At 41.4% G+C, this 11,578-nt stretch carries 10 protein-coding genes; 9 read left to right on the top strand and 1 reads right to left on the bottom strand.

Annotated elements, in window-relative coordinates; all coding sequences use genetic code 11:
- The 8 genes from BCU84_RS05975 to BCU84_RS05940 all read left to right on the top strand — a co-directional run.
- Nucleotides 1-1,917: FimV/HubP family polar landmark protein (locus tag BCU84_RS05975; RefSeq protein WP_277868757.1), on the top strand; the 1,917-nt coding region annotated here is incomplete at its 5' end.
- 115 nt (nt 1,918-2,032) lie between these two features.
- Nucleotides 2,033-2,818, top strand: coding sequence for a tRNA pseudouridine(38-40) synthase TruA (truA, locus tag BCU84_RS05970; RefSeq protein ID WP_102527174.1), 786 nt, complete (start codon nt 2,033-2,035; stop codon nt 2,816-2,818).
- Between the two features lie 129 nt (nt 2,819-2,947).
- A complete protein-coding gene (gene folC, locus BCU84_RS05965; protein WP_102527173.1) occupies nt 2,948-4,252 on the top strand; it encodes a bifunctional tetrahydrofolate synthase/dihydrofolate synthase in 1,305 nt (434 codons plus the stop codon).
- Nucleotides 4,253-4,265: 13 nt separating this feature from the next.
- Nucleotides 4,266-4,907, top strand: a complete 642-nt coding sequence (gene dedD, locus BCU84_RS05960; RefSeq protein ID WP_102527172.1) for a cell division protein DedD — start codon at nt 4,266-4,268, stop codon at nt 4,905-4,907.
- A 115-nt stretch (nt 4,908-5,022) separates the two neighbouring features.
- Nucleotides 5,023-5,511, top strand: a complete 489-nt coding sequence (locus BCU84_RS05955; RefSeq protein WP_102527171.1) for a CvpA family protein — start codon at nt 5,023-5,025, stop codon at nt 5,509-5,511.
- A gap of 33 nt (nt 5,512-5,544) precedes the next feature.
- Nucleotides 5,545-7,056, top strand: coding sequence for an amidophosphoribosyltransferase (gene purF / locus BCU84_RS05950; RefSeq protein WP_102527170.1), 1,512 nt, complete (start codon nt 5,545-5,547; stop codon nt 7,054-7,056).
- 425 nt (nt 7,057-7,481) lie between these two features.
- Nucleotides 7,482-7,727 (top strand): DUF2164 domain-containing protein, encoded by a 246-nt coding sequence (locus BCU84_RS05945; protein ID WP_102527169.1) that lies wholly within the window; start codon nt 7,482-7,484, stop codon nt 7,725-7,727.
- A gap of 118 nt (nt 7,728-7,845) precedes the next feature.
- Entirely contained in the window at nt 7,846-8,751 is a 906-nt protein-coding gene (locus tag BCU84_RS05940; RefSeq protein WP_102527168.1) for a dienelactone hydrolase family protein, read from the top strand.
- Between the two features lie 168 nt (nt 8,752-8,919).
- Here BCU84_RS05940 and BCU84_RS05935 read toward each other — a convergent pair whose 3' ends face one another.
- Nucleotides 8,920-9,102: a hypothetical protein gene (locus BCU84_RS05935; RefSeq protein ID WP_102527167.1), complete on the bottom strand. Its 183-nt coding sequence runs from the start codon at nt 9,100-9,102 to the stop codon at nt 8,920-8,922.
- A 413-nt stretch (nt 9,103-9,515) separates the two neighbouring features.
- Between BCU84_RS05935 and BCU84_RS05930 the strand changes: the two genes are divergently transcribed.
- Complete coding sequence (locus BCU84_RS05930; RefSeq protein ID WP_102527166.1) at nt 9,516-11,546, top strand: DNA topoisomerase III; 2,031 nt, start codon at nt 9,516-9,518, stop codon at nt 11,544-11,546.
- Nucleotides 11,547-11,578 lie beyond the last annotated feature (32 nt).

The following is an 11,578-nucleotide window of genomic DNA, read 5'->3' as shown; positions in this document are numbered from 1 at the left end:
ATTGATAGCTTATTAGCTGATTTTGATTTGCCAGAAGACGATGTACCTGGTGAAGCGCCAGTGGAAACAGAAGCAGTAACTGAGACTGATACTAATGCTAATGCTAATGCAGTAGCGGATGAAGATGATCTCGACGCTTTATTAGCATCTATCGATGCACCAACTGAAGAAGAACATGATTTCACAGCAGAGATTGCAGCTGAGTTAGAGGATGATGTTTCAGTTAGCCTAGATGAAACCGCCAATATTGATGAACTTATTGCTGAAGTTGATCCAGAAAAAGAATTTGCTCCACTGAGCAACGAAGGGCTTGATGTTGAGCAAGTACTGAGTGCAGAACTTGAGGAAATTGAATCAGAGCTTCATATTGAATCTGATAATGATGATATCGACTCGCTACTTTCTGAGCTTGAAAGCGCTTCTAGTGAAAACACAGAAGTAGAAAGTGTTGCTGTTGATGAATCAGATGTTGATGAGTTAGAGGCTAAAAGCTCAACCCTTGATGCTGAACTGGCTGAAACTGAAGCAGATTCTAATGCCGATATCGACGACATTATTGCCGATATCGAAGCAGAAGACTCTCATCTTTCGGTTGTTAATGAACCTATTGCTAGTGAACCTATTGATAATGAATCTGTTAATAAAGAGTCTGTTAATAAAGAATCAATCGATGAAGATTCAGAATTAGGCTCTTTTGAGAATACTTCACAATCCGAACTTGAACCTGAACCAGAACCAGAACTTGAGCCAGAGTCAGAGTCAGAGCCAGAGCAACAACTTGATTTATCTACGCAGAGCCCTGCGATAGCTGATGCGGATTTAGATGAGTTACTGGCTGATTTAGATGTTAGTAATCTAGAGCAGACAGAGCTACAGGATGAAACATCGACTGAATCTAGTGAACTTGAATTAGATGCAACAGAACTTAAGTTTGCCCCAGGCGATGAGTCAGCATTAGATATTCAAGATGATACTCAAGCAGCAACGCAAGCAGAGACTGATGAAGATCCGTTAGTGGCTGAGTTATTAGCTGCTGAGCAACAAGATCAACTGTCGCAGCAAAGTCATGATGAACAAGATTCTGATATCGATGAACTCGATGCTCTTTTAGCAGATTTTGACGTTGATAAAATCGCTGATGAAGAGGCGTTATTTTCAAACGGTGATGAAACGATTTCAGAACAAGATTTCGATACCATGCTGGCTGACCTTTCAACCACCAATGAATCTGATACAACTGAAGACAAAAGCATAAATGCGACTAACAGCGAATTAAATGTTGAAGAGCAACCTGACAGTGAACTCGTCGCTAAAGAGTCTGGTTTCTTCGATGATCTAAAGTCTAAAAAAACCGGTGCGCCAGGTATTGATTGGGAAGCAGATTTATTCCAACAAGCTTCTAATCACCCAGCAGCTGAGCAAACTGAAGCAATAAATAACGACGATGATAGCTATCAATTAGTTGATGATAACTTAACTGTCGATGAAGCATTGGCCGCTTTAGATGCTCAAGAAAGCCTTAAAGCGAAAGGTGGTAGCGAAGGCTTAGTCGGTCAAACTCCTGAAACCAGTCACGCAGCTGAGCCTTCAGAAGACATGCTGAATACCTTTGAGCAAGAAAATGGTTTCATCGATATCGACAAATTACTTAATGACGCAGACGAAGATGTTGAGTTGAGTGATCAATATAAAGATGTTGATGTAGATATGGGTGAAGTGAATGCACTCATAGGCAACGCCGAAATGATTGATGTTGACGATGAAGAAAATTCGGTTAATGCCAAATTAGACTTAGCTCGCGCTTATATTGAAATTGAAGACGAAGATGCAGCTAAAGCCATTTTAAAAGAAGTACAAATTGATGGTAATGAGCGCCAACAAACTGAAGCGGGTAAATTACTTAACGATATGAGCTAATATTCAGCGAGTGTAGTGTGTTAAGTAGGCAACAAACATGATCAAACGGCGCAGCATGCATGCGCCGTTTTTTTTGTGCTAAAATGCGCGCTCTTTAAACTTGAGGGTTATTTCAATGCGTGTGGCGTTAGGTGTCGAATACGATGGTAGTCAATATTTCGGTTGGCAGCGACAGAAAGAAGTTACTTCTGTGCAAGCGAGAATCGAAGCGGCTTTATCATCAATAGCCAATGAACCAATTGAGATAATTTGTGCCGGTAGAACCGACTCTGGTGTTCACGGCACAGGTCAAGTTGTGCACTTTGATACGCAATCAACGCGTCAAATGTCGGCATGGACACTAGGCGTTAATGCCAAACTGCCTGATGACATTGCTATTCGCTGGGCAAAAGAGGTGGATGATACCTTTCATGCGCGTTTTTCTGCTACGGCACGTCGTTACCGTTATATTATTGATAACAGTGAATTTAGACCTGGCATTCTGCGTAATGGTTTAAGCCATTATCACTATGAACTTGACCATGAGTTAATGCATCAAGGCGCGCAGTTATTTGTGGGTGAGCATGACTTTACCAGCTTCCGTGCACTTCAATGTCAGGCCCACAGCCCAGTGAGAACCATTGAGTTCGTTAATGTAACTCGTCAAGGCAGGTTCATCATGATTGATATTAAAGCCAATGCTTTTTTACATCACATGGTGCGTAATATTGTTGGTACTTTGATTGAGATTGGTCAATCAAACCAAAAAGTGGAATGGGTTAATGAGCTGCTTGCATTAAAAGACCGCAAGTATGCTGCGCCAACATCAAAGCCTAATGGCCTTTATTTAGTTGATGTGACTTACCCTGAGCATTATGGGCTACCCAAACCACCAATGGGTCCATTGTTTATGCTCGATTGAGTTTATTGCTAAATTAACACTCGAATAAAATCAGCTGCACGAATATATCCAGCACGAATATATCCAGCACGAATATACTTAGCTCGAATATAAATAGAACAAATAAGCATTGTTGCGTTAAGGAATAACATGGTTTCAGTGAATAGCAATCAAGCTATATCGGCCCCAGCAAAAGAGGCAAATTTGTCTCAATGGTTAGATTATTTACTTTCTATTCATCCAACTGAAATAGAAATGGGCTTAACGCGCGTCACTGAAGTGGCACAACGATTAGACCTGTTACACCTTAACTCAACGGTAATCACGGTCGCAGGCACAAACGGCAAAGGCACCACTTGTGCCATGATTGAGTCAGTGTTATTGCAAGCTGGTAAAACGGTTGGCGTGTATAGCTCGCCTCATTTAGTTCACTTCAATGAACGAGTACGTCTTAATCATAAAGATGTATCAGATGAGCAGTTAATTGCCGCTTTCACAGCGATTGAACAAGCTAGAAGTCAGCCGCAACAAACAGAAATTTCATTAAGCTTTTTTGAATACGCCACACTTGCAGGTTTATATATTTTTAAACAAACGAAACCTGATGTGGTGTTACTCGAAGTTGGCTTAGGCGGACGTTTAGACGCCACTAACATTATCGATGCCGATGCTTGTGTGATTACCTCAATTGATATCGACCATCAAGAGTACCTTGGTGATACCCGAGAACTCGTTGGCCGTGAAAAAGCAGGTGTCTTTAGACGTCATCGTTTAGCCGTTATTGGCGAGCCCGACGTACCGCATACGGTATTGGATTACGCAGCTGAAATTAGCGCGAATGTTTATCAGGTGAATAAAGACTTTAGTTATCATCTTAACGGTGATAAATGGCAATTTAGCGGTAAAAATGGCGCAATAAATTCACTCACTTTACCTAAGTTACCATTAGCCAATGCTGCTACGGCCATCGCTGTGATAGAACAAACTTGGCCTGAAATCAGTACTGCAGCTATCACTACAGGCATTGCCACAGCAAGGTTATCAGGCCGATTAGAACAAGTGTCAGATTCGCCAAGAGTGTTAGTTGACGTTGCTCATAATCCCCATGCGGCAAAGTATTTAGCGTCTCAATTGCAACAATATAAGCCGGCTCGCATTATTGCTTTGTGCGGCATGCTAAAAGATAAAGATGCATCAGCAGTGCTTACAGAGCTTAACGATACTGTGGATGAGTGGTACTTTACTAGCTTAGATGTTGAGCGCGGTTTAGATGCCAATACACTGGCAAGTTGCCTTGCAGCTAATAACGCAACCAATACAACTGCTGTGAAGGCATTTCAGTTTGATTCGATAGATCAAGCTTGGCAAAGTGTCAGTGCAAATATTACTGCAGATGATGTGGTAATTGTTTTTGGCTCATTTTACACTGTGGCTGGCTTTAGCAAAATTTTATAAAGGAAATAAACATTTGTCTGCTCAATTTCAAAACCGATTAGTGGGAACGGTTGTTATCGTAGCGCTTGGGGTGATTTTTTTACCTGACTTGCTCGATGGCAAAAAACAACGTGAAATCGAAGAGTTTACCGAAATTCCGCTGCGCCCAGTGATTAATGAGCAAACCAGCGATGTCATTGGCGAAGGCTACACACCTGAAACATTTGAAGTGGAAGAAATTGCCCAAACTCAAGACTTAGGAGCCTCTGAAGATTCGTCTGAAAAAGTCACTCCAGCTGCCACTACTGCCTCTGATAGAACGTCCTCAGATAAAAATGCATCAACGAGTGCCAAAGCAGCATCTGCGACATCAACACCTGTACAAGTCGCTAAAGCAAAGCCAGAAGTTAAAAAAGTCGAGCCTATTAAAGCGGGTTATACCTTACAACTTGGCGGCTTTAATAATGCTAAAAATGTTGAAGAGTTAGTCAAAAAACTCAGACAAAATGGTTTTACCGCATATACCTTGCCAGCTAAACCGATAGATGGCTCGCTAACAAAGGTATTCGTAGGGCCTGAACTTTCTGCTGAAAAACTCAAAACATACCAGAAAAAAATCAATAAACTAAATGGTCTTCAAGGCAAAATTGTTCAATACAATCCCCTAGAAAACTAACTATTCACTATTGTTTGGTACAGCGCAAAGTCAATTTATCTAGCAGTTGGTGAGAAAGTTTTCTGTCTCTGTTAGAATCGCGCCGTCTTAACATCTATACCGGATCCCCATCTCAATGGTTTGGATTGATTACGCTATTCTCATCGTCATCGGCTTATCAACTGTCATCAGTTTGATCCGCGGATTTGCCAAAGAAGCCATGTCTTTAGTGGTATGGTTCGCTGCCTTCTTTATTGCCAGCCAATTCTATCAAGACTTAGCCGTTCATTTAACCCAAATGAACGATGAAATGACCCGCAATGGTGTTGCCATCGCCGTGTTATTTGTCGCCACGCTTATCTTGGGCGCATTAGTTAATTATTTATTAGGTCAACTGGTTTCTAAAACCGGTTTATCAGGCACCGATCGAGTCTTAGGCTTGTGTTTCGGTGCGCTTCGCGGGGCATTAATTGTCAGCGCTATCTTATTTTTTCTGGATGCTTTTACTGGTTCACCAAGTCAAGACTGGTGGAAAGAGTCAGAACTTGTACCCCAATTTGGTGTCGTTATTCAGTGGTTTTTTGACTACTTGGAAAACACATCTAGCTTTGTACCCAAAATATAAATATAAAACATCTTACAATGAGGAAGCTTACCCATGTGTGGTATCGTCGGAATAGTTGGTCAGTCATCGGTTAATCAAACCATTTATGATGCATTGACCGTGCTTCAGCACCGTGGTCAAGATGCAGCAGGTATTGTGACTGTTGACAAGAGTGCGTTTCGTTTACGTAAGGCAAATGGATTAGTTAAAGACGTTTTCGAAGTGAAACATATGCAGCGCCTGCAAGGCAAAGCAGGTATTGGACACGTTCGTTATCCAACTGCGGGTAGCTCAAGTGCTTCAGAAGCGCAGCCGTTTTATGTTAATTCACCGTTTGGTATTTCATTAGCCCATAACGGTAACTTAACCAATACAGTTGAGTTAGCTGAAAGCTTAGTGAAAAAACGTCGTCATGTTAACACCACCTCAGATTCTGAAGTGTTATTAAACCTACTTGCTGATGAGCTTCAAGAGACTCGCAGTTTAACCTTAAGTGCCGATGAAGTATTTGACGCTGTTGCTAAAGTGCACGCGCAAACTCGTGGTGCTTACGCCGTAGCTGCAATGATCATTGGTCAAGGCTTAGTGGCATTTCGCGACCCATTTGGCATTCGTCCGTTAGTGTTAGGTAAGCATGAAACACCAACGGGTACTGAATACATGGTGGCATCAGAAAGTGTTGCATTAGACGCTGTTGGCTTTGAAGTCATGCGTGATGTTGCACCTGGTGAAGCGATTTATATTTCATTAGATGGTCAGCTATTTACTCGCCAATGTGCAGTAGACCCAAGCTATGCACCGTGTATCTTCGAGTTCGTATATTTTGCTCGTCCAGATTCTGCGATGGATAAAATTTCAGTTTACGGCAGTCGCGTAAACATGGGCGCAAAACTAGGCGCTAAAATTCAAAAAGAATGGGAAGATCATGACATTGACGTGGTTATTCCAATTCCTGAAACTTCATGTGATATCGCATTAGAAATCGCACGTTGTATGGAACTTCCTTACCGTCAAGGTTTCGTGAAGAACCGTTACATTGGCCGTACGTTCATCATGCCAGGTCAACAAGAGCGTAAGAAGTCAGTACGTCGTAAACTCAACGCCATTAATACTGAGTTTAAAGGTAAAAACGTATTGTTAGTCGATGACTCTATCGTACGTGGTACCACTTCAGAGCAGATTATTGAAATGGCACGTGAAGCTGGCGCGAAGAAAGTGTACTTTGCTTCAGCAGCACCTGAAATTCGTTTCCCTAACGTGTACGGTATTGATATGCCAACGACCAATGAGCTCATTGCTCACGGCCGTGATGCTGACGAGATTGCAAAAATCATCGGCGCTGATGGCATTATCTTCCAGGACTTAACTGACTTGGTCGATGCAGTAGGCATGGAAAACCCTGAAATTAAGCGTTTTGAAACATCAGTATTCGATGGCCAATACATCACAAACGATGTTGACCAAGCTTACTTAGACCACTTAACGCAGTTACGTAATGATGACGCGAAAGCGAATAGCAAAGACATCGGCACTAACTTAGAAATGCATAACGTCTGTCATCCTTAATTTGTTATGACAGTTTGTGTGTTAAAAGCCAGCGAAAGCTGGCTTTTTTGTTTTTGAATAATGTAAAAACAACAGACCCTTGATTGTAAATAATTAGGGCCTGTTGATCTTTCAAGGTTGTTTTTGCAGCGAGTTGTTGGCCATTTGTACAAGGCAGAGACTTTGTGGTGTAGTTATTCTACATAAAAAGTCGATAACGCAGTAAAAATGACCAACAAACGCTGCCCGAAGGGTTCGACTAAAAGCGTTTTACTCTTTGTTGGATGAATTTTGCTTAGATGACTAGGCATCAACTCATCCGCCTCGATTAAAACGCTTTTACTTCGAACAAAATTTAACCAGCAAAGCTCAACAGGCCCTAGGGCTAAGCAGTTTAATTTGTTAATTTACGCTGATAATTAAGATATGTACGGAGAGCCAAGCAGATGTCTAAAATTGAGTTTACTGCAGAACAGCGCGAACTGATGGTGCAAAAAATTCAAACCTATTTTGAAGATGAACTAGACCAAGATTTAGGTCAGTTCGATGCCGAATTTTTATTGGATTTCTTTGCCAGTAATATTGGTGCGCACTTTTATAACCGTGGCTTACATGATGCACGAGCCATATTCGAAGCTCGTATCGAGACCATTGATGAAGATATATACGGTATTGAGAAAGATATAAAATAGCTTCTCAAGTAAATCAATCATTTACTATTTGTACGACAAACTATTTACATTGTGCTTTTCCTCCCCTAGGTTAGTCAAAGAAACTCAATCTTAAATGATTCAAAATGGAGGAAAGACAATGTCTCAGCCACTTCGAGATGATATCCCACAAGAAGCATTTGATTGGTACGATGAATATGCCCACGGTGGCATGGATCGTCGAACCTTCATGAAGAAACTAGGTACCTTAGTCGCTGTCGGTTACTCCATGGCTGTACTGACTTCTGCATTACTACCCAATTATGCGCTAGCAGAGCAAGTATCATTTAATGATGCAGATATCAAAGCCACCTATGAGACATTTGACTCACCACAGGGATACGGCAAAGGCCAAGGGTATTTAGTTGTTCCCGCTAATGTTGATTCAAGCAAAACTGCAGTTTCTTTACCTGTGGTGTTAGTCATACACGAAAACCGAGGCTTAAACCCTTACGTTAAAGATGTTGCACGCCGTTTAGCCAAAGCAGGCTTTATCGCCTTCGCCCCCGATGCACTTTATCCACTGGGTGGATACCCAGGTAATGATGATGAAGGCCGAGCGATGCAAAAATCTATGGATCGCGATAAAATCCAACAAGATTTTGTCGCTGCAGCAAAGTTTTTAAAATCTCATGAAAACAGTAATGGAAAACTCGGCGCTGTAGGTTTTTGTTTTGGTGGCTATATCGTCAATTATCTTGCTGCAGTCGAATCTGATTTGCTTACCGCAGGCGTGCCTTTTTATGGAACACCCGCTAAGAAAGAACTCCGAGAAAATATTAAAGCCTCATTGATGGTACAACTTGGTGAAGAAGATGAACGGGTTAATAAATCTTGGCCAGATTATGAAGCTGACTTAAAGCGGTTAAATGTGCCATACCAAATGCACATGTATAAGAATGCCAAGCATGGATTTCATAATGACTCTACATCACGCTTTGATGAAGCGAATGCAAAGCTTGCTTGGGACAGAACCATTGCATTTTTTAATCAAGAATTGGCTTAAGTCGCACTTGATGGCTCACTGAGATGTGGTGATGACAAGACATAAAAAAGCAGTGCAAGCACTGCTTTTTTTTATGCCATTGACTTAAGTGTTAACGCAACGGCGTAAGTCTTTTAATCCTGATAGATGTAATGCGTGTTAATACACCTTTTAAGCTATCACCGAGATTTAAAATACGCAGGTGAGCATATCCACAAGTTCAGTTTCAGTTGTGGGCATTTTAGCCAGCTCAATCATTTCAGGCGAACCGCCATTTAGCATATAAGCACTGGTTGTTAAGTGGTCATGGTGAAACCATTTACCGTTAACACAAACGTCGGTATAGCACTTCTCACATTGCTTCAATTCCATAACGGGCTCCTGACCTCATTTTCTGCGTTAACTAAAACTATCTCAAGAATTTGTTCGCAATCATGATCTGGATCAACTTTATTCCAGCTTTAATCAAGCAGGGAAAGATGATTTGATTGTTTAAAGAGGCTAAATGAGTCAATTGTATGGCTATTGGAGCTAATTTATATTGTTTATAAATCGATTATGAAAATTTACTACAATAATTGGCGCGCGTTAGCGCGAGAGTTAGTTAGATTTGCTTTATAAATGTTATCTGGTGTTCGACACGAGTTATTTATATTCATTTATTGTTTTCGATAAATTATTTCTTGAATGACTATTAAAATGCACTGTAATTATATACAGTAAACTAATTCTGATGAAAAAGCCTGCTTAAAAGTGCTTTAACGATTTTTGATGGTTTGAACTAAATGATCCTTTATATTGCCGAAAAACCTAGTTTAGGTCGTGCCATAGCCGATGTATTACCTAAGCCTCACAAAAAAGGTGATGGTTACATCATGACAGCCAATGGTGATTGCGTGTCTTGGTGCGTGGGACATTTATTAGAACAAGCAGAACCCGATGCTTATGATCCCGCTTATAAGTCGTGGCAATTAGCTCACTTGCCAATAGTGCCACAGCAATGGAAGTTAAAACCTAAATCAAAAACACGCTCTCAGCTAAGCACATTAAAAAAACTGATAAAACAGGCATCAAGTCTGGTTAACGCAGGCGATCCTGATAGAGAAGGGCAATTACTGGTTGATGAAGTGATATCCCATTCTGGTATTAAAGCCGATAAAATTAGCCAAACTCAGCGGCTACTCATCAGTGATTTAAACCCTTCTGCAGTAAAAAGAGCATTAAACCAAATGCGCAGCAATAAAGAGTTTGTGCCGCTCTCAACTTCAGCGCTGGCGCGTAGTCGCGCTGATTGGTTATACGGCATGAATATGACTCGTGCATATACCATTCAAGGTAGAAAGGTCGGTTATCAAGGGGTTTTGTCGGTCGGTCGGGTACAGACTCCAGTGCTTGGTTTAGTTGTTAGACGTGACGAAGAAATTGCTCATTTTGTGCCAAAACCGTTTTACGATGTGTTAGCTCATCTTATCACTCAAGAAAATCAAACCTTTACGGCTAAATGGAAACCCAGTGAAGCCTGTCAGCCCTACATGGATGAAGAAGGGCGAGTGCTGGCTAAAGGGCTTGCTGAAAATGTGGTTGGCCGTATCACTAATCAACCTGCTGAAGTCACAAAACTGGAAGCTAAGAGTAAACGTCAAAACCCACCATTACCTTACAGTTTATCTGCGTTGCAAATTGACGCTGCAAAGCGTTTTGGGATGAGTGCCAAGGACGTGTTAGATACGTGTCAAAGCTTGTATGAACGCCATAAACTGATTACTTACCCACGTTCTGATAGCCGTTATTTGCCGGTTGAGCAACATGGTTTAGCGCCGCAAGTTATTAATGCAATATCCAAAAATAATCCGTCACTAACTGCAAAAGCGGATTCACCAAATAGCAAACTTAAATCCAAAGCGTGGGATGACAAAAAAGTCGATGCTCATCACGCGATTGTACCAACAGAAAAAGTCACTAATTTGGCCAATTTATCCAGTAAAGAAGCCAAGTTATATTCACATATTGCCAGACAATATTTAGCCCAGTTCTATAAGGCTTACTTATACGATGAAACTCAGGTAGAAGTGACTATTGCAGGTGGCTTGTTTACCACCAAAGCCAAGCAAGAAACCTCATTAGGTTGGAAACAGCTGTTTGCTGCAAGCGATACGACTAAAAAGGATGATGATGAACTGGCGACCTTACCAGCACTCACTCAAGGTCAGTTGTTACATTGCACTCAGGGTGAGCTTCTTGAAAAGGTGACTCAACCGCCTAAACATTTCACTGATGCGACGTTATTGGGTGCGATGACGGGTATCAACCGCTTTGTGACCAACAAAGACGTTAAAAAAATCCTTAAAGATACTGATGGCTTAGGCACAGAGGCCACCCGTGCGGGGATTATTGAGTTACTGTTTAAACGCGGTTATTTGCAGCGCCAAGGCAAATCGATTGTAGCAACTCCTGTGGGTATTGGTCTGGTCAACTCATTACCTGAGTCAGCCACAACACCGGATATGACCGCATTATGGGAAAGTAGTCTGGATGCCATTAGTCAAAAGCAATTACGTTACGATGCGTTTATGTCTCCTTTGCTAAACCAGTTGAATGACTTGATTACTCAAGCAGCGAATCAATTACCTAGTGCTCTATCAGGTGTCACAGGCCCTGGTTATAAAAAGCGTCGCAGCAGTAGTTCAAGAGGCAGTAGTTCAAAAGGCAGTAGTACAAAAAGCAGTGGTTATAAAAGAAAAACGTCTTCTTCCTCTTCAGGCAATAAAACGATAAAAAATACCACTAAGCGAGTATCGAAAAAAACCGCTAATTAGCTTAAATTAACTTATTCAATCGGAAGTATGTG

Source organism: Shewanella sp. 10N.286.51.B7 (assembly GCF_002873615.1).
GTDB lineage: Bacteria > Pseudomonadota > Gammaproteobacteria > Enterobacterales > Shewanellaceae > Shewanella > Shewanella electrodiphila.
This window is presented reverse-complemented; position numbering and strand designations above follow the sequence as displayed.